Consider the following 18231-nt stretch of genomic DNA (forward strand, 5'->3'; position numbering starts at 1 on the left):
CCGGCCGAACAGGAGCCAGCGCTCGCAAAATCAACCAAAAAGCCACTATGTCCCGCACATCGGGTGACCGGCAGGTGAACCGACCGGAGAACCGGACCTGCGGACACCCCGAGGGCACCGGAGATGTCCGGCCTGCCCGCCGTCCGCCATCATCGTCACCATGAGTCACACTCTGGTCGCCTTCAATGCACACCCCGACGACGAGGCCCTCCTCGAGGCGGGCACACTCGCCGAGGCGGCCTCGCGAGGGCACCGGGTGGTGCTCGTCGTGGCCACCGACGGCGATCAGGGGCTCACCTCGCAGGGCTACCGGGGTGGCGACGGACGTACGCTCGGTGAGCGTCGACTGGACGAGTTGAGGGCCAGCGCGGCTGCCCTGGGAGTGGCCGAGGTCGTCCATCTGGGTTATGCCGATTCCGGGATGACCGGTGAGATCCCGCCGGATCCGCCGGGGCGGGAACGTTTCCTACGGGCCGACCCGCAGGAGGTGACCGACCGGCTCGTCGAGATCCTGCGGGCCGAGCAGGCGAAGGTGCTGCTCGGTTATGACGCCAACGGCGGGTACGGTCACCGGGATCATGTGCGGGTGCACGAGGTGGCACGTCGGGCCGCGCTGCTCGCCGGGACGCCTCGACTGTTGGAGGCCACGGTCCCCCGTGAGGTGATCGCCCGGTCGGTGGAGCTCGTGGGGAAGGTGTACCGCTTTCCGTCGGACTTCGACCCGACGGTCTTCCGTCGTTCCTATTCACCGCGGGAGGAGATCACCTTCCGGGTCGACGTCCGTCGGCATATCGCGGCCAAGCGGGCGTCGATGGCTGCGCATGCCTCGCAGGCGGCGGCGGACGACGGGGCGGATCGCACCTTGGCGGCTTTCCTCCGGCTGCCGGGCCCGCTCTATACCCTGGCCTTCGGTCGGGAGTGGTTCGCCGATGCGTCCGGTCTGGCGCCCGGGGAGTCTGTTCGTCGACGACGCACCACGAGATATCCGACCTTCCGGACATCTGCGGGTACTCTCGAGAAGGATGTCTTCGTGGGTCTGTGACCCGTTGCCCGTCACCGCTTCGGCGACTTCGCCCGTTCACGGCCGACGCCGATACACCGTCCTGATCGGGGGGTCCTGTGGAGCACGCTGAACCGGCGAAAGACACCGGCCCCGGAGCCGTCCCCTCGTCCGGGCCGGGGAGGTCGAAGACCTCGGACCGGATCACCCGACTGGTGCAGGTCGTCGTCGGGATCGGCGCGGCGACCTTCCTGCTGGGGTGGGTGCTGCCCTGGATCACCCACACCTCGTGGGCCCAGATCGTCGCCGAGCTCCAGCGGCTCGGCTGGGCGAAGGCCTTCTTCCTGTTCATGTTGATGATGGGTGGGCTGTACTCCTACACCTTCACCTTGTCCGCGTCATTGCCGGGGCTGCGGCACACGCCTGCACTCATCGTGAACCTGTGCGGTTCGGGGGTCTCCAATGCGATGCCCGGCGGAGGTGCCATGGGTGTCGCAGCCCAGTACGCGATCTTCCGTTCCTGGGGATTCAGCCACCGCAATATCGGCACATCGCTGATCATCACGACCATCTGGAACCTGCTGGTCAGAGCGATGCTGCCGATGGTCGCCATCCTGTGGTTGCTGGCCGACGGCGCGACCGACCTGCCGCATCTGATCGTGGTCGGGGGGTGGGGCGCGGTCGCGGTGGCCGCGGTCATGATCTCCCTGGCCGTCGGGATCATCGCCTCCGACAAGGGCGCTCACCGGATCGGACGTGCGCTGGACCGGGTGGTGAAGCCGGCGCTGCGGTTGTTCCGGAAGGAATATCACCAGGATGTGGAGGCCCTGGCCGTCGACATGCGTTCCAGGGTGATCGACGTGATCCGGCCGGGGTGGCTCCGGCTGACCTTCGGCATCGCCGGCTTCCTCGGGATCTACTTCTTCCTCTTCCGCGAGTGCATGACGGCTTTCGGGATCGACCTGCCCTGGTCGCAGGCTTTCGCCTGTTATGCGCTCTCCCGGATGCTCACGATGGTCCCGGTCACTCCCGGGGGTATCGGGGTGACCGAGCTCGCGGCGGGTCTGATGATCGCCTTCGGGGCCGACCATGCAGCTGCTGCGGCGGCGGTGGTGCTCTTCGCGATCTACAGCCACATCCTGGAGATCCCGTTGGGTCTGTTGTCCGCGGGTGCGTGGACGGCGACCAGGCGTCACTACCACGTCGGCCAGCAGGACGATCCGGACGATCTGCCGCCCGGTCGTCTGCCGGCCTTCCACTGAGCCGATATGCCGTCGTGGGCCGCCCCGTCGGGATGGACGGGGCGGCCCACGACAGGCGGGGGATCTACCGGACGGTGGCTGTCCGTGCCCGGTCAGGCCCCTTTGCGGTCGCGCTTCTCCTTACCGGAAAGCAGCCTGGTGATCTGACGTTCCCGGGCCTGGACGGCCAGGGTGTCGTCGATGTCCTCCGAGTCGAAGGGGCGACCGAGTCCGCGTTCGACGGCGGCGGCGATGAGCGCGTCGGCGAAGACCGGGTTCGCGGGGAGGATCGGTCCGTGCAGGTAGGTGCCGAAGACTCGTTTGGTGCGCGCGCCTTCCGTGCCGTCCTCGGGGTTGTTGCCGTAGCCGTGGAGGACCCGTCCGAAGGCTTGCTGACCCGGTCCGAGGACGGTCGCCCCGGAGTGGTTCTCGTAGCCGACGATCTTGCCGTAGTCGGTTTCCAGGACGACGGGGCTGATCATGCGGGTGGTGTTCCCGGTGGTGGTGACGTCGAGGATGCCCAGGCCGGGCAGGCGGCGTCCTTCGAGGGTCACGAAGGCGTTGCCGAACAGCTGGTACATCCCGCAGATCATCAGCATGGGGCAGCCGTCGTCGGCCAGGGCCTTCAGGACGTCCCCGTTGCGGTCGAGGTCGGATTCCACCCGGGCCTGTCCGGAGTCCTGGCCTCCGCCGCCCAGCACGATGTGGGCGTCCTCGGGGAAGTCCTGTCCGGGGTGGTGGCGGTGGAGCCGGCAGCTGTATCCGTGCCAGTTGAGCCGGCGTTGCAGGACCCGGGTGTTGCCCAGGTCGCCGTAGATGCTCATCTCCTTGGGGTAGATGTGCACGAGCACCACGGTGCCCTTGCTCTCCCCCTCCGGGTGGGTGACGACGACATCCTGCGTGCTCATGACAGCCTCTCGCTCTTCCCGGGGGTGTCCTCGCCGATGGCGGCCAGGCCGTAGCGGGCGGCGAGCATCCGCCGCAGCGCCATCATCGCCGTGTAGGTGCAGAAGATCCGTTTGGGTTCGTTCGGGTAGGTCTCCAGGAACTGTTCCAGGGCCTTTTCCAGGTCGGTCTCCTGGGCGTACGTGGTGATGTCGTCGTAGTGCAGACGGACAGCCATGTCGTAGGCGCGGACGCCGCTGGTGATGGCGACGCCCCGTTCGGCCAGGGAGTCGAAGGAGACGTCGTAGAGCCAGCTGACGTCCCGTCCGTCGGCGTAGTCGTCGTTGATGGCGATCATGGTGGCGACCGGGGAGGAACCGTAGGTGCCCAGGGCGACGGTGAAGCCGGCCGGGTTCTTCACCAGGACGAGTTCGAGGGGTTGGCCGTCGACGTCGACGACCTCACCGCGCCCGAAGGGCGGTGCCACGTTGCGCAGGGCACGTTCGGCGGCGGCGACGTCGAATTCGGTGCCGAGGAGTTGCCGGGCCATCGTCGTCGCCGCGGTGGCGTTGATCATGGCGGCCAGTCCTCGCTGGCGCAGTTTGAGGGGTCCGACCGCGGTGCCGTCCCCGAAGAGGATCTCGAAGGAGTTCTCGTCGATCGGGCGGAGCAGTCCGTCTCCGGCGCCGAGGTCGGGCAGGTTCGTCTCCTCGTCCGAGCGCAGGTCGGCTTCGAGCAGTTCCGGCAGCCGGTCGGCGATGTCCGGGTGGACGCCGAAGTATCCGATCCGGGGCGGGACGGGCCGTTGGGAGCGTGGTGCTTCCTCGAGTCGTCCGGCGATGCGGGAGATGAAGGAGTCGTCCCGATTCAGGACGAACCCGGTGGTGGTGTAGCTGGCCAGCCGGGCCAGGAGCTCCGCGGTGTGGTCGATCTCGGCGAACCGGTCGAGCTGGTCACGGGCCACGTTGAGCAGCAGGGCATGGGTCGGCGCGACGGCCTGGGCGAAGGGGATCGAGTGGGCTTCGTCGAGCTCGACCACGGCGAAGTCGGCCTGGATCCGGCCGTCGACTCCTACCTTGCCGAGCAGCGAGGAGATCACACCGCGGGTGAAGTTGCTTCCCGTCGGGTTACTGAAAACCTCTTTGTCGTGTGCCCGCAGCACTTCGGCGAGCATCTTGGTCGTTGTTGTCTTGCCGTTCGTCCCGCTGACGACCACGATCCCGCCCCTGACTCGGGACAAGGAGGTAGCCAGGAACGACGGATCGATTCGCTCGACGATCAGGCCGGGAAGAGCTGATCCTCCTCCACGCACGCGAGCGGCGAGCATGGCGGCCTTGCCGGCAGCGACGGCGGTCATGGTCCTCAACACGCTCACACCCTAGCGAGCACCGCTCACCGTCAATAACTCAGCCGGTCCCGCGGTCGTCGCCGAGGAGATCGGTGGCATAGGCGGCCAGACTGATCACCGCGGCGCAGCACAGGGCCACCAGGAGGAGTGCGGCCAGTCCGAGGGCGAGGTCGTAGGTCCCTTGGCGGGGGGAGACCCCGGAGACGAGCATCAGGATCGCGGCCACGACCACGGCGAGGAAACCTCCGACGACGTAGCCGAAGGGCCGCCACAGCCCACGGGGGACCGGCCCCTGCTGCCGCCAGGCCAGGGCCAGGCTGGCCACGATGGCCCCCACCCACCACAGGACCACCGCGTAGGCCGCGATGACGTCGCTGGGGCGGTGCCAGCTCAGGACGATGGTGCCCACCCCTGCGCCGGTCGCGAGGAAGGCTGCGGCCGGGGCCAGCATCGGACGCCAGGCCGCGGGGAGCACCAGAACGGCCGCGATCAGCAGCGAGGTGATGACGGTGACATGTCCGCTGGGTAGGGAGTTGTGACGGGAGAAACCGAAGTCGGCGCGTTCCAGTACTCCGTACTTCAACACCTGGGTGGTGATATTCGCTCCGGCGACGAGGATCGCCGCACCCAGGCCGAGGTCGGCCCGGCGACGCATGACGGCGAAGACCGCCAGGACGACCAGGGCGAGGACGATCGCTCCGACGCTGACCAGTTCCAGTCCGCCCTGGAGGACCTGGTCGATGAGGGAGCTCGTGCCGACGCCTCGCAGGATGCGTCGTTCCAGTTCCTGGCCTCGAGCGTCCTGAAGGAAGAAATGCACCAGGAGTGCCATCACGACGGATGCTGCTGCCATGAGGATGAATCCGTATCCGACGGCCGCGCCCCTGGCCTTGCGCCCACCGGGGAGGACCGCGGACACAGCGCGGGTGGGAAGAAGGGCCATGACGCCATGGTGGGAGACGGACCTTCCCCTTTCCTGTGAGCCAGCTGGGAACGGATGGGCTGCTCTGAAGGTCCCGACAGGGCTGACGCCCGAACCCGTCCACACCGGATATGACCTGCGCGAGCATCCCCCGGCTTTGCCGACACCCTGCCGCCCTAGGATGGTCGCGCAGGCCCGCTCGCAGGAGGGCGAGAGGATGCGCAGGAGGGAAACGACAGATGGAAGGTTCACAGGCCCGGCATGTCGTCGTCGTGGGCGGCGGGATCACCGGGCTCACCACCGCGCGTCGGCTCGCCCTGGCCGGTCACCGGGTCACCCTGTACGAGAGCGATCACCGGCTCGGCGGGCAGATCCTCACCGTGGACATCCCGCGGCCACGCCCCGGCCACACCTCCTCGGATCAGGACGATCCGCCTCCTCCGGGCGTGCCCGTCGACCTGGGCGCCGAGGCCATGCACACCATGGCCCCGCAGGGGGTCGCGTTGTTGAAGGAACTCGGACTGTTCGACGAACGCATCGTCGCCCGCGCCGGGGAGAGCTATCTGTGGACGCCTCGCGGACGCCGTCGCCTGCCGGCCGGGGTCGGTCCGGCCGGGCCCACCCGGTTGCGCCCGGTCCTGGCCAGCCGGGTCATGTCCTTGCCCGGGCTGCTCCGCGCCGGGATGGAACCTGTGGCCGCCCGGCTGCGATCGGCACCGCAGCTCGGGCCGGGCCAGGATGTCGCCGTCGGGGAATTCGTCGCCGGCCGGTTCGGCCGTCAGGTGGTCGACCGTTTCGTGGATCCGTTGCTGGGCGGATTGCATTCCGGCGATGTCCACCAGTTGAGCCTGCGTGCCACCACGCCGACCCTGGTGTCCGCCGCGGCGCAGGGCCGGTCGTTGATGCCGTTGAAGGTGGGGGATCTGCCCCGCCGGGTCGCCGGTGCGGTGACTCGGCTCCTGCCGCCGGCCCGTCGGGAGAAGGTGGTGGCGGCGCTGCCGCGAGCCTTCGCGCCGGCTCCGCCGCGTACCGCTCCCCGGATGGACTTCCTGTCCTGGCGGGGAGGTCTCCGGGAGGTCGTCGACCGTCTCCTGGCCGAGGTGGACGTCGAGGTCGTCCTCGGGGCCAGGGTCGAGACGGTGGAAGCCGCCCCTGGCGGCGGCGAGAGCGCACCCCGACCTCGGCGCTACCGGTTGACGACGAGCGAGGGCGTCACCGAGGCCGACGCCGTCGTCCTGGCCGTGCCGGCGAATGCCGCCCGGGAGTTGCTGCAGCCGGTGCTTCCCCGCGCGGCGGACACCCTCGCCCAGACGCGGATCTCCTCCACGGTGACCGTGCTTCTCGGCTTCCCGGCCCAGGAGGTGGCGGGGGTTCCCGGGCTGCAGGCCAACGGTCTCCTCGTGCCGTCGACGACGGGCACCCTGTTGAAGGCGATGACCAGTCTGTCGGCCAAATGGCCGCAGCACGGTGGCGGCGATCTCCATCTGGTGCGTCTGTCCGCGGGGCGCGACGGCCAGGACCTGGTCGACCGGTTGGACGACCGCGAGCTCGTCGAGCGGCTCCTGGCGGATCTGCGGGAGTTCACCGGGCTGTCGGTGGCACCCACCCTGGTCCGCGTGCAACGCTGGCCTCAGGGGTTGCCTCAGCTCACGGTGGGGCATCTCGACCGGGTCGCCGACATCCGGGCGGAGATCGACGAACATCTTCCCGGGGTCGTGCTCGCCGGTGCCTCCTACGACGGCATCGGTCTGGCCGCATGTATCGCGTCGGCGAACACCGCGGCCGAGCAGCTGGTCCGACATCTCGACGCCGAGGAGGCTTCATGACCGTCACGCCCGAGCGTGTCGTCCGCCATCTGCATCATGACGCCGGCGAACGACCCATGATCGTCATCTGGGAGACCACTCGGGCCTGTCAGCTGGTCTGCAAGCACTGCCGGGCCGATGCCCAGAAGGTCGCCCACCCGGACCAGTTGACCACCGAGCAGGGCAAGGCCCTGCTGGACGACGTGGCCTCCTTCGGCAAACCCCATCCGATCATGGTGTTGACCGGCGGCGACCCCTTCGAGCGGGCGGATCTGCCCGAGTTGGTGCGTTACGGCGCCGATCTCGGCCTGCACATGGCGCTCTCGCCGTCGGTGACTCCCCGGATGACCCCGGAGTCGTTGAAGGTCTTCCGGGAGAGCGGAGTCCATGCGATCTCCTTGTCCTTGGACGGCGCCCGCGCCGAGATCCACGACGGTTTCCGTGGCGTGCCCGGCGTCTTCGACGCGACCCTGCAGGCTGCGGCCTGGACGAAGGAACTGGGTTACCGGCTGCAGATCAATTCGACCATCACGCGGGACACCGTGGAGGAGCTGCCTGAGCTGCTGCGCCTGGTGCATTCCCTCGGCGCGTCGTTGTGGAGTGTCTTCTTCCTGGTGCCGACCGGGCGCGGGTCCGCCCTGCAGACGCTGACCGCGGCCGAGGCCGAGGACGTCCTGCACTGGTTGCACGATGTCTCCGATCTCATCGCGGTGAAGACGACGGAGGCTCCGCACTACCGTCGGGTCGCCATCCAGCGGGCGCGGATGCGGGCGAAGGCTCAGGACGGGGAGACGACGTCCTCGCAGGTCCCGCACGGTGATCTGTACCGGCGGCTGCGCGCGGCCACGGCCGATCTGCTCGCCGATGCGACGGTGCGCCGCCGTAAGCCCCGTCCTCCGATCGATGTGAACTCGGGCCGGGGGTTCGCGTTCATCTCGCACACCGGGCTGGTCTATCCGTCCGGTTTCTTCCCGCAGCACTGCGGCAGCGTGAAGGAGACGCCTTTCCCGGAGATCTATCGCACCGATCCGCTGTTGGTCTCGCTGCGGCATCCCGAGGAATTCCACGGCAAGTGCGGGGTGTGCGAGTTCAACGAGGTCTGTGGGGGTTCGCGTTCACACGCCTATGCGGTGACCGGGGACATCCTGGGTTCGGATCCGACCTGTGTGTACGTGCCTTCGGCGATGCGCACGGTACGACGTCCGGGGCATGCCCACGCCTGATCCGAGGGTTTCCCGTCCCGGTCGGGAAGTGGGGCACTTCGGTCGTTCCTGGTACGTTCGAGAGTGGATGACATGTCACACCGGACGAAAGGTGATATGTCGCAACTCTTCCCCACCCCGACTAGGGTGTGTGGGGCACCGCTCACGAGATGCCAGGAGGCATGATGTACACCCTGCCCGACCTGCCCTACGACTACGCGGCCCTCGAGCCGGCGATCAGCGGCCAGATCATGGAGCTGCACCACGCCAAGCACCACGCCACCTATGTCAAGGGGTGCAATGACACCCTGGAGAAGCTGGCCGACGCACGGGACAAGAACGACTTCGGTTCCATCGTCGGCCTAGAGAAGACCCTGGCGTTCAACCTGGCCGGACACGCCCTGCACACCATCTTCTGGGAGAACCTCTCCCCGCAGGGCGGCGGCGAGCCGACCGGCCCGCTGGCCGAGGCCATCCAGAAGAACTTCGGTTCCTTCGAGGCCTTCAAGGCTCACATGACCGCGGCGTCCACCACCATCCAGGGATCCGGCTGGGGCATGCTCGCCTACGAGCCCCTCGACGGTCGTCTGATCGTCAGCCAGCACTACGACCACCAGAGCAATGTGAACTTCGGTGCCGCCCCGCTGCTGGTGTTCGACGTGTGGGAGCACGCCTTCTACCTGCAGTACCTGAACGTCAAGGCCGATTACGTGTCGGCGCTGTGGAATATCGTCAACTGGGACGATGTCTCCCGCCGTTTCGCCGCTGCACGCGGCACGGCCCTCTGACGAACGGTCTGCGTCCACCGGTTCGCGCCGACGGGCCGGGGCGATGTCGCGGGTTTTCCCGCGCTGTCGCTCCGGCCCGTCGTGCTGTCTCAGGCGGGGGCCTTCGGGGTGTTGTTCCTCTCGGCGGAGAACGTTGCCCTGCAGGCAGCCAGGACGGCGAGGCAGATCAGGAGGAAAGCTTCTACTCCGGTCAAGGGCATCCACCCCGAGAAGCCCGCCCCCTCGTCCCCCACCAGAAGCTGCACGCCCAAGGGCACCGCCAACGCCGACGCCGCTATCCCCAGGACCTGGAAAAGGCTTTCCAAATAACGATCACCCCTCAGCACAGCCATGACGATCAGGCAGATCAGGAGGAAAGCTTCTACTCCGGCCAAGGGCACCCACCCCGAGAAGCCCGCCCCCTCGTCCCCCACCAGAAGCTGCACGCCCAAGGGCACCGCCAACGCCGACGCCGCTGAAGAACAAGCCTGAAACGCGTACTTCACGGATCAGACATGCTCGACGTAGAAGTACGTGGCGTGCTCACAGATCCGGTCGTTACCGTCGACCACGAAGAAGGCCGCGAAATCGACCACGGTCCGGTCGCCCTCCCTCAGCTCCCCCTCATAGGTGCCCTGAACCGCGACCTGCTGCCCGTCGACCAGAAGATTCCGCACGGAATGGCGACCCCGCGCCAAGCGGCGTTCGTCGCTGTAATACGCCCGGAGCTGCTCGGAACCGGTCATCACCGGATACCCCGGCCTCCGATAGAGGACGTCACCGGAGAAGCACTCCAGCACCGCGTCCAGGTCGTCACGGTCGAGAGCCTCGTAGTAACGCTGAACCGTCCGGCGCCGATGATCTGACGTGTGTCCCTCGCTCATGGAGGTACACGCTACGGCCCCACCCGCCTCCGTGGGAGCATCTTCCCCGGCAGGAGCGACCGGCGGGTCGGCTTCCTCCTCGTGCGGGTCGAACTCGCGGAACTCCCCCGACCTTCCCCACCTCTGACCGCTCCCCTTCCCGGGCCTGCCCCCGGACGACGAGGCGGAGGAGGGGCCTTCCTCATCCGGTTCCAAGGCATAAGGGGTGTAGACAGGTCGACGAAGACGGGTGAACGGGTTGACGCCCAGCGCTCGCGACAACCACCACGAGCACAGGGCGATCACCACCACGTGCACAGCCACGAAGGCCAATCTCGCCTGAAGCGGAAAACGCCCAGGTGAGAACCAGTTCGGCAGCACCAGCAGGTTCATCCCGATCACTGCGAGATTGATCAGGACCTGCGGGCGTCTGCCGAGGCTCACGACGTCATTCCCACTCGATGGTGCCCGGGGGCTTGCTGGTCACGTCGAGTACCACCCGGTTCACCTCAGGAACCTCGTTGGTGACCCGGGTGGAGATGGCCGCGAGCACCGGATAGGGCACGCGGGTCCAGTCCGCGGTCATCGCGTCCTCGCTACTGACCGGACGCAGAACCACCGGATGACCGTACGTACGCCCGTCGCCCTGCACCCCCACGGAACGTACGTCGGCCAGCAGGACGACCGGGCACTGCCAGATCTCCCGGTCGAGACCGGCCTGGGTGAGCTCCTCACGGACGATGGCGTCGGCGGCGCGCAGGACGTCCAGACGTTCCTGAGTGACCTCACCGACGATCCTGATCCCCAGGCCGGGTCCGGGGAAGGGCTGGCGCCACACGATCGCCTCGGGGACACCCAGCTCGAGCCCCACCTGACGGACCTCGTCCTTGAACAGGTCACGCAGCGGCTCCACGAGGGTGAACTGCAGGTCGTCGGGCAGACCGCCCACATTGTGGTGGCTCTTGATGTTCGCGGTACCGCTGCCGCCACCGGATTCGACGACATCGGGGTACAAGGTGCCCTGCACGAGGAATTTCACCGGGTGCTCCTCGTCGCCCCGGTCCTGCACGATCTCCCGGGCGGCCCGCTCGAAGGTGCGGATGAACTCCCGTCCGATGATCTTGCGTTTCTCCTCGGGGTCGCTCACGCCGGCGAGCGCGCCGAGGAAGTCCTGGGAGGCGTCGACCGTGACCAGGTCGATGCCGGTGGCTTCCACGAAGTCTTTCTGAACCTGCTCGGCCTCGCCCTGACGCAACAGGCCGTGGTCGACGAAGACGCAGGTCAGCTGCGACCCTACGGCCTTCTGGACGAGAGCTGCGGCCACCGAGGAGTCCACTCCTCCGGACAGCGCGCACAGGACGCGGTCCTCGCCGACCTCGGCGCGGATCCGCGCGACCTGGTCCTCGACGATCGACTCGGGGTTCCACTCGGCGGTCAGGCCTGCCCCGCGGCGCAGGAAGTTCTCCAGTTGTCGCTGGCCGAAGGTGGTGTGCAGCACCTCCGGGTGCCATTGCACCCCGTAGAGGCGTTTTTCGTCGTCCTCGAAGGCGGCGACCGGGGCTCCCGGGGTCGACGCGGTGACCGACATGCCTTCGGGTGCGCGGGTGACCGAGTCGCCGTGGCTCATCCACACCGATTGGGCGTGCGGTTGGCCGGTGAAGAGGGTGGATTCGGTGTCGCTGACCGTGACCGGGGTCGCCCCGTACTCGGAGAGGCCGGTGCGGGCCACCTCGCCACCGAGGGCTTGGGCCATGGCCTGGAATCCGTAGCACATCCCGAAGACGGGTACGCCTGCGCGCAGGAGCTCCGGGTCCAGGGAGGGCGCGCCGTCCGCGTAGACGCTGGACGGCCCGCCCGACAGGACGATGGCGGACGGTTCTCGTTCCAGGACGTCCGCGGCAGCGGCCGTATGGGGGACGACCTCCGAGTAAACTCCGGCCTCACGCACCCGACGGGCGATGAGTTGTGCGTATTGCGCACCGAAGTCGATCACGAGGACGGGATGCGCGTGGGGATCCTTGCTCACAGGAACAAGCCTAGCGGCCCACCGGGGAAGGCTCCGACCCTCGACCGCCCGGAGCAGCAGGACGCTTCGCTAGGATGATGCGATTATCTGAACGTACCTCGGAGTCACCACATGCTCACCGTTCCTGGCACCGGGCCCATCCCGAGTCGGCCTCTGCAGATCGGGGACGTCGCCGAACTCACCGGGTTGAGTCTGCGTTCCATCCGCCATTACGAGGATCTCGGTCTGGTCACCCCGGAGGGGAGGACGGCCGGCGGTTTCCGGATCTACGACGCGGAAGCCATCGAGCGGTTGCGCCTCGTGATGAGTCTGAAGCTGGTCGGTCTGTCGTTGGAGCAGATCCGGCCGATCGTCGACGCCTGCCGGGCCATCGAGACCGGTCAGGGAACGCAGGAGGATGCCTCCTTGGTGCAGGACGGTGAGGACGCCGTCGCCCAGGCCATCGAGGAGATCGAACGGATTCTCGGTCCGTCCCGGCTGCTGCGGGACCGTCTGCGTGCAGCGACCAGGGATATCGTTCACCGCAACTGAGCGGGGTCGGACATCCAGCCGGCCGGGTTCACTTCCCTGCGCGGTCGGCAGGGGAACTGTCCGATGGCGGCTTGCGGTCGTGCTCGCCCCTGGTGTCCGTCCCGGAGGGTCCGCGGATGATCGAACGCGGTGGGGAGACCGTGCCGCCGTCGGGCACGTCCCGGGTGACCACGGTGTTCGCCCCGATCACGGCGCCTTCGCCGACGACCACCGGCCCGACCACCACGGCGCCGGCGCCCAGGGAGGCGCCCGAACGGATGCGCGGAACGTGTTCGGAGGCGTCGCCCTGGATGTCCTCCCGCAGACCGATCGTGACATTCTGCCTGATCAGAACGTCGTCGCCGATGACTACATCCGGGTGGACGATGATCCCGCTCTGGTGGGCGACCTTGACCCGGCGTCCCAGGACGACACTGGCGGGCAGTTCGATGCCGTAGACCCCCCGGGCCACCAGCAGACCGGCTCGGGCCATCCTGCCCACCGGTGCGCGCAGCGCTTTCGGTGCTTCGTCGCTCTCGGCCCAGTTCGCCAGTCGGTGGCAGGCGATGGTCTGGAAACCGGGGGTGCGGATCCCGCCGTTGCGATGACGGTCTTCGCGCAGGACGTTGACGATCGGATACCGCTTGCCCAGTTCGTCCGCCCACGGGTGTCGGGAAGAGGAGCCGTCCTTGGCTGGGGTGGGGTTCTGTGTGTCCTGAGGCACGGGGGTGAGGGACCGGAGCGAGGTGTTCGATGTGTTCACGAGACGTCCTTCACGGTGCGACGCGCGAATTGCGCGCAACGGCGCTTGGTCGGCCTCAACTCTACCCTTACGTAAGGGTAGAGTTGAGGCCGATCGCCTACATCCGTAAGCCTGCCGACTGTTCTCGTTCCGCCATCAGAGCGCGAACCTCACCGACCACCTTGGCCTCCGCCACGAAGGACAGGAACGGGATGCACCCGGCCAGGAGCACCCAGATCAGCTTGCCCAACGGCCAGCGGACCTTCAGGCTCAGGAAGAACGTGGCCACCGCGTACACCATGTAGAGGAAACCGTGAGGTTGCGGCCACCACCACAACGGGTTGTCCCGCCCCTGCAACCCCACCCCGTACTTGAGGATCATCTCCAACACCAGCACGAGCAGCCCGATCCCGACCACGACGGCCATCACCTTGAAGAAGGTGAGCGCCCGACGGATCTCCTCTTGACTCGCGATGATGTGCGAGGACGGCGTGGTCATCTCGCTGGTTCTCCTTTACCTGTGGACGAATCGGCAGGGACGGCCTGTGCCTCCGCGAGGACCGCCCGCACCCGGCTCTCCTCCCGCACCATCCGCCACCACATGTACAGGGCGAAAGCGGCGAAGAAGAACCACTGCAGGGCGTAACCCAGGTTGCGCCAGTTCAACTGGGTGCTTCCCGGAGCCGGCGGCGGCACCGGGGTCAACATGTCGTCATCAACCGCCGGTGACTGGGAGAGCGTGAAGACGAAGGCGTTGTAGACCTCACCACCCCACCGGTTCAGCAAGGTCGGCACATTCAAGGTCGCCACCTGGCCCTCGGGAAGCGGGCGGAACTGATTCGGCGGCGGCTCCCCCTGCGCAAGCACCCCCTTCACCTCCACCCGGCCGGTCGGCGGAGGCTGCGCCTCGACCCCGGCGGCGACGAAACCCCGCAACACCGGGATCCGCACCGGATCACCCGAACGCCCCCGAGAACCCTCGACCAGCAAGGGCGCCACCACCCAGAAACCTTCCGTCTCCCCGCGCCGACGCCCAGCAACCAACACCTGCCCGGACGCCTCGTAGGTCCCGGTCATGGACACCTTCCGGTCCAAGGCACCCACCGGGAAGGTCCCGTCGGTCGGCATCACCTGGACCAGCGGCGCCTCCGGCTTCGCCGCCGCCTCCTTCGTCGCCTCCGCGACCCCCCGCTCGTGCGCAGTGTCCCACTGCCACAGGCCCAGAGCCGCGAAACCGACGACGACCGCGAGAACGAGGACGAGCAGAGCCAGCCATTTCGGCGTCAGAGCGGTCCGCAGCACGTGGCCAGGCTAGACCACGACGCCACCGGGACAGGGCCGAAGACGCGCCCCTCTCCCCGCACGACCGGCGAGCGGCCCGAACGGCCGGGTCGCACCCCTCAGAGGAAGTCCGCCGGGTCGAATTCGTCGATCGGGATGACCCGCAGACGCGGCAGACGCTCGGTGAACGCATTCACGTCGTACTCCAGGTCGATCAGCTCCACCTGAGGACCCAAGGCGGAGAAACCCGCATTGCGGAATTCGGCGAAACCCAGAACCGCCAGCCGACGGCCGTCGTTCAGATCGTCGATGTACGACAGGAAATCACCGTCGTGGCTGACCAGCATCACATCTGCCGAATGCTCCTGGAGAGCCTCCAGGGTGCGCTGGATCGCGATGTCCACGACCTTCTGATCAGGTTGCCCCGACAAGGGAACCGGCTTGTAACCCACCGCGATCAGAGCCTGCACGAAAGGCATCGGGATCTCCCCGTTGACCGCCAGGAAGAACAAGGGCACCGCAGGCTGGCCCCAGTGCTCCTCGGCGAAACGTTTCACCCGGTCCCAGCGGGGCCGGTCCTCCGGGCGCGGTCGCCGCCCGAGGATGCCCCCACCCAATGTCGCGTCGATGTTCTCACCATCGACGAGCAAGTAGGTCACATCGTCCGATGCGGACATGGTCACGCTCCCTCCAGAGGCGGACACCGGCGCGCCGCACTCCCATCCTGCCCCGGACACCTGCTCACGGCCTACCCAGCACCTTCATAGCCTTCAGGAAGAACGACATCGTGTCGGTGAACCGGGCCACCGACAGCTGCGGCGGCACACCCAGGCCCTGCACCCGTTGCACAGCGATCGTCTGTGCCTCCGTGTACTTCAAGATGCCCTCCGCGCCGTGGCGACGGCCCACCCCGGAAGACTTGAAACCACCCATCGGAGCCGCCGTCGACGCATAAGCGGCCCCGTAGCCCTCGTTGACGTTGACCGTCCCGGCCTGGATCCGAGCAGCCAGCTCCCGCCCGCGCCCGACATCCCTGGTCCACACCGACGCATTCAACCCGTAACAGGTGTCATTGGCCAGGTCGACCGCTTCGTCGTCGCCCGCGACCCGATAGATCGACACCACAGGGCCGAAGGTCTCCTCCCGACAGACCGTCATCTCCTCGGTGACCCCGCTGAGCACCGTCGGCTCGTAGAACCACGGCCCCAGGTCAGGACGTTCCCGCCCACCGGCCAGGACCACGGCGCCCCGCTCCCGGGCGTCGTCCACATGCCGACGGACCACGTCGAACTGCTCGGCAGAAACCAGGCTGCCCATGTCGGCGTCGAAGGTGAGCTGCGGGCCCAACCTCATCGAACGGACAGCCGGGACGAACCGGGAGAGGAAATCGTCCGCGATCGCCTCGTGCAGGATCAACCGTTCGATGCTCACACACAGCTGCCCGCCGGAGGCGAAACAGGCCCGCACCGCGCCCTCGACCGCACGGTCGAGATCGGCGTCCGCCGCCACGTACATCGGGTTCTTCCCACCCAATTCCAACGAACAGGCCACCAACCGCCGACCGGCCTGTTCGGCGACCTTCCTGCCGTTCCTGGTCGACCCGGTGAAACCGATGTAATCGCACCGTTCGAACAGTTCGTTGCCGACCACGCTGCCCCGCCCCAGGACGACCTGCAACACCTGCGGAGGAAGCCCCGCCCTGCGCAGGAGATCCGCGCACAGGAGCAAGGTCAACGACGTCTGCAGGTCAGGACGCACCACGACGCTGTTCCCCGCCATCAGAGCCGGCAGGATATCGGTGACGCCCATCGACAACGGATAGTTCCAAGGCGCCACGATACCGACCACACCCTTGGGATGCCTCAGCTCCGTGACCTGCGTCAACCCCGGGATCAGCCCCACATGTCGGCGAGGTCCGATATGGCGTTGCGCCGTCCGGGCGTAATAACGCGACACCTGGCAGACGTCGACGATCTCCTCGAAGGCGTGCAGGCGGGCTTTCCCGCTCTCCAACTGGATCAGATCCAGGAACTCGACCTGATGAGCGAGCACCAGGTCGTGGAAGTCCAACAGCACCTGCGCCCGCGCGGACAGCGGCAACGCCGCCCAGGCGGGCTGTGCGGCCCGGGCCCCGTCCACCGCGACGCGGACATCCTCCGGGGACGACAACGGGATCCGGGCGAGGGCCTTGCCGTTCATCGGTGTCACCGCCGTGATCTCCTCCGCCCGGGGCGAGGTCACCGCCAGCGAGGTCAACCGCCGCACCCATACGGGATCCAACACGTGATGCGGTTGATCATCGGCAGGGCCAGGCCGCCCACCCGATCCGGAAAAAGCAGCGTCCACACCGGTCGTCGCAGTCATACCCCCACCGTACGGCCTCCGAGAGCATGACGAGGGCGGGCCAGGGTCCTGAAGAACCCCGGCCCGCCCTCGTCGTGCCCGATCAGGTGAGCATCTCCCTCAGCCCGCGGTGTACGGCGCCACGATGACCTCGACGCGCTGGAACTCCTTCACATCGCTGTACCCCGTGGTCGCCATCGAACGGCGCAGCGCCCCAGCGAAATTGGTCGTACCGTCGGCGGTACGGCCGGGGCCGACCATGATCTCCTGCAGCGGCGCGGCCGTCCCCACGTATACCCGCTCACCACGAGGCAGATCCGGGTGGTGCGCCTCCGAACCCCAATGGCGCCCCCGACCGGGAGCCTCCTCGGCCCTGGCCAGCGCCGCACCGATCATCACGGCATCCGCACCGCAGGCCACCGCCTTCACCACGTCACCACTACGGCTGATACCGCCGTCAGCGATGACGTGGACATAACGGCCACCCGATTCGTCCAGGTAGTCCCGACGGGCCGCAGCCACATCGGCCACCGCGCTGGCCATCGGCGCGTGGATGCCCAAGGTCTGGCGGGTCGTGTGCGCAGCTCCCCCACCGAAACCGACCAGGACACCGGCGGCACCGGTGCGCATCAGATGCAGGGCAGCGGTATAGGAAGCAGCCCCCCCGACGATGACCGGAACGTCCAGCTCGTAGATGAAACGTTTCAGGTTCAACGGCTCGGCCTGCGAGCTGACATGCTCGGCCGACACCGTCGTCCCACGGATGACGAAGATGTCGACCCCGGCGTCGACGACCGTCTTCCAATGCTCCTGCGTACGCTGCGGCGACAGCGCACCCGCCACCACCACACCCGCGTCACGCAGATGGCGCAACCGCTCGGTGATCAACTCCGGCTTGATCGGTTCGGCGTAGATCTCCTGCATCCGGGAGGTCGCGGCCTCCTCGGACAGCTCCGCGATCTCCGCCAACAACTCGCTCGGGTCCTCGTAACGGGTCCACAGACCTTCCAGGTCGAGAACGCCCAGCCCGCCGGCTTCACCGAAGGCGACAGCAGTCTGCGGGGACATCACCGAATCCATCGGAGCCGCCACGAAAGGCAGATCGAACTGGTAGGCGTCGATCTGCCAGGAGATCGACACATCCTCCGGAGTGCGGGTGCGTCGTGAAGGCACGATCGCGATGTCGTCGAAGCTGTACGCCCTGCGGCCGCGCTTTCCGCGGCCGATCTCGATGTCGGTCACTGCACCAATCTACCTACGGTTCGACCCCGCGGACGGAGGGTGCCCGGCAACGGG

Annotated in this window: 17 protein-coding genes and 1 pseudogene; 6 read left to right on the forward strand and 12 right to left on the reverse strand. The window is 67.6% G+C overall.

Features of this window, described 5'->3' with window-relative positions:
• Positions 1-160 precede the first annotated feature (160 nt).
• Complete coding sequence (locus AUCHE_RS02095; RefSeq protein WP_006501606.1) at positions 161-1042, forward strand: PIG-L deacetylase family protein; 882 nt, start codon at positions 161-163, stop codon at positions 1040-1042.
• Positions 1043-1119: 77 nt separating this feature from the next.
• A complete protein-coding gene (locus AUCHE_RS02100; RefSeq protein WP_006501607.1) occupies positions 1120-2262 on the forward strand; it encodes a lysylphosphatidylglycerol synthase transmembrane domain-containing protein in 1143 nt (380 codons plus the stop codon).
• A gap of 92 nt (positions 2263-2354) precedes the next feature.
• Here the strand turns inward: AUCHE_RS02100 and AUCHE_RS02105 are convergent, their stop codons facing one another.
• Genes AUCHE_RS02105 through AUCHE_RS02115 form a run of 3 tightly spaced genes read right to left on the reverse strand, consistent with a single transcriptional unit; the run spans position 2355 to position 5417 of the window.
• On the reverse strand, positions 2355-3149 hold the full coding sequence (locus AUCHE_RS02105; RefSeq protein WP_006501608.1) for a type 1 glutamine amidotransferase: 795 nt from the start codon (positions 3147-3149) through the stop codon (positions 2355-2357).
• Positions 3146-4483 carry a Mur ligase family protein gene (locus AUCHE_RS02110; protein WP_006501609.1) on the reverse strand — a complete coding sequence of 446 codons (1338 nt, stop codon included), beginning with the start codon at positions 4481-4483 and terminating at the stop codon, positions 3146-3148. The genes AUCHE_RS02105 and AUCHE_RS02110 overlap by 4 nt, the downstream gene beginning before the upstream one ends.
• A 49-nt stretch (positions 4484-4532) precedes the next feature.
• Complete coding sequence (locus AUCHE_RS02115) at positions 4533-5417, reverse strand: phosphatase PAP2 family protein (protein ID WP_006501610.1); 885 nt, start codon at positions 5415-5417, stop codon at positions 4533-4535.
• Between the two features lie 218 nt (positions 5418-5635).
• Here AUCHE_RS02115 and hemG point away from each other — a divergent pair, with 218 nt between their 5' ends.
• The 3 genes from hemG to AUCHE_RS02130 all read left to right on the forward strand — a co-directional run bounded on the left by hemG (position 5636) and on the right by AUCHE_RS02130 (position 9191).
• Positions 5636-7222: a protoporphyrinogen oxidase gene (hemG, locus tag AUCHE_RS02120; protein WP_006501611.1), complete on the forward strand. Its 1587-nt coding sequence runs from the start codon at positions 5636-5638 to the stop codon at positions 7220-7222.
• Positions 7219-8424 carry a TIGR04053 family radical SAM/SPASM domain-containing protein gene (locus tag AUCHE_RS02125; protein ID WP_006501612.1) on the forward strand — a complete coding sequence of 402 codons (1206 nt, stop codon included), beginning with the start codon at positions 7219-7221 and terminating at the stop codon, positions 8422-8424. The genes hemG and AUCHE_RS02125 overlap by 4 nt, the downstream gene beginning before the upstream one ends.
• Positions 8425-8588: 164 nt before the next feature.
• Positions 8589-9191 carry a superoxide dismutase gene (locus AUCHE_RS02130; RefSeq protein WP_006501613.1) on the forward strand — a complete coding sequence of 201 codons (603 nt, stop codon included), beginning with the start codon at positions 8589-8591 and terminating at the stop codon, positions 9189-9191.
• An 89-nt stretch (positions 9192-9280) separates the two neighbouring features.
• Here the strand turns inward: AUCHE_RS02130 and AUCHE_RS02135 are convergent, their stop codons facing one another.
• From AUCHE_RS02135 to guaA, 3 genes are read right to left on the reverse strand one after another with little or no spacing between them, the layout of a single operon-like run.
• Positions 9281-9676 (reverse strand): hypothetical protein, encoded by a 396-nt coding sequence (locus tag AUCHE_RS02135; RefSeq protein WP_006501614.1) that lies wholly within the window; start codon positions 9674-9676, stop codon positions 9281-9283.
• A gap of 3 nt (positions 9677-9679) precedes the next feature.
• Positions 9680-10477 (reverse strand): nuclear transport factor 2 family protein, encoded by a 798-nt coding sequence (locus AUCHE_RS17365; protein WP_006501615.1) that lies wholly within the window; start codon positions 10475-10477, stop codon positions 9680-9682.
• 4 nt (positions 10478-10481) lie between these two features.
• Positions 10482-12059, reverse strand: a complete 1578-nt coding sequence (gene guaA, locus AUCHE_RS02145) for a glutamine-hydrolyzing GMP synthase (RefSeq protein ID WP_006501616.1) — start codon at positions 12057-12059, stop codon at positions 10482-10484.
• A 111-nt stretch (positions 12060-12170) separates the two neighbouring features.
• Here guaA and AUCHE_RS02150 point away from each other — a divergent pair, with 111 nt between their 5' ends.
• Positions 12171-12590 (forward strand): helix-turn-helix domain-containing protein, encoded by a 420-nt coding sequence (locus AUCHE_RS02150; protein WP_006501617.1) that lies wholly within the window; start codon positions 12171-12173, stop codon positions 12588-12590.
• Between the two features lie 154 nt (positions 12591-12744).
• Here the strand turns inward: AUCHE_RS02150 and AUCHE_RS17870 are convergent.
• From AUCHE_RS17870 to AUCHE_RS02180, 6 genes and pseudogenes are all read right to left on the reverse strand, one after another.
• Positions 12745-12945 (reverse strand): annotated as a pseudogene (locus AUCHE_RS17870) (serine O-acetyltransferase); the annotation flags it as partial.
• A 484-nt stretch (positions 12946-13429) separates the two neighbouring features.
• A complete protein-coding gene (locus AUCHE_RS02160) occupies positions 13430-13810 on the reverse strand; it encodes a DUF3817 domain-containing protein (RefSeq protein WP_006501619.1) in 381 nt (126 codons plus the stop codon).
• Positions 13807-14613, reverse strand: coding sequence for an SURF1 family protein (locus AUCHE_RS02165; protein WP_006501620.1), 807 nt, complete (start codon positions 14611-14613; stop codon positions 13807-13809). Before AUCHE_RS02165 ends, AUCHE_RS02160 begins: the two co-directional genes overlap by 4 nt.
• A gap of 98 nt (positions 14614-14711) precedes the next feature.
• A complete protein-coding gene (locus AUCHE_RS02170; RefSeq protein ID WP_006501621.1) occupies positions 14712-15269 on the reverse strand; it encodes an NYN domain-containing protein in 558 nt (185 codons plus the stop codon).
• 64 nt (positions 15270-15333) lie between these two features.
• Complete coding sequence (locus tag AUCHE_RS02175; RefSeq protein ID WP_074788487.1) at positions 15334-16956, reverse strand: succinic semialdehyde dehydrogenase; 1623 nt, start codon at positions 16954-16956, stop codon at positions 15334-15336.
• Between the two features lie 99 nt (positions 16957-17055).
• On the reverse strand, positions 17056-18177 hold the full coding sequence (locus tag AUCHE_RS02180) for a GuaB3 family IMP dehydrogenase-related protein (protein ID WP_006501623.1): 1122 nt from the start codon (positions 18175-18177) through the stop codon (positions 17056-17058).
• Positions 18178-18231 lie beyond the last annotated feature (54 nt).

The organism is Austwickia chelonae NBRC 105200 (genome assembly GCF_000298175.1).
Classification (GTDB): domain Bacteria; phylum Actinomycetota; class Actinomycetes; order Actinomycetales; family Dermatophilaceae; genus Austwickia; species Austwickia chelonae.

What these genes read in the sequence shown, in the direction of transcription:
- hemG (WP_006501611.1), top strand. Translation starts at nt 5,636, where the DNA reads ATGGAAGGTTCACAGGCCCGGCATGTCGTCGTCGTGGGCGGCGGGATC.
- AUCHE_RS02105 (WP_006501608.1), bottom strand. Translation starts at nt 3,149, where the DNA reads ATGAGCACGCAGGATGTCGTCGTCACCCACCCGGAGGGGGAGAGCAAG.
- AUCHE_RS02110 (WP_006501609.1), bottom strand. Translation starts at nt 4,483, where the DNA reads ATGACCGCCGTCGCTGCCGGCAAGGCCGCCATGCTCGCCGCTCGCGTG.
- AUCHE_RS02125 (WP_006501612.1), top strand. Translation starts at nt 7,219, where the DNA reads ATGACCGTCACGCCCGAGCGTGTCGTCCGCCATCTGCATCATGACGCC.
- AUCHE_RS02115 (WP_006501610.1), bottom strand. Translation starts at nt 5,417, where the DNA reads ATGGCCCTTCTTCCCACCCGCGCTGTGTCCGCGGTCCTCCCCGGTGGG.
- AUCHE_RS02095 (WP_006501606.1), top strand. Translation starts at nt 161, where the DNA reads ATGAGTCACACTCTGGTCGCCTTCAATGCACACCCCGACGACGAGGCC.
- AUCHE_RS02130 (WP_006501613.1), top strand. Translation starts at nt 8,589, where the DNA reads ATGTACACCCTGCCCGACCTGCCCTACGACTACGCGGCCCTCGAGCCG.
- AUCHE_RS02160 (WP_006501619.1), bottom strand. Translation starts at nt 13,810, where the DNA reads ATGACCACGCCGTCCTCGCACATCATCGCGAGTCAAGAGGAGATCCGT.
- AUCHE_RS02150 (WP_006501617.1), top strand. Translation starts at nt 12,171, where the DNA reads ATGCTCACCGTTCCTGGCACCGGGCCCATCCCGAGTCGGCCTCTGCAG.
- AUCHE_RS02170 (WP_006501621.1), bottom strand. Translation starts at nt 15,269, where the DNA reads ATGTCCGCATCGGACGATGTGACCTACTTGCTCGTCGATGGTGAGAAC.
- AUCHE_RS02175 (WP_074788487.1), bottom strand. Translation starts at nt 16,956, where the DNA reads ATGACTGCGACGACCGGTGTGGACGCTGCTTTTTCCGGATCGGGTGGG.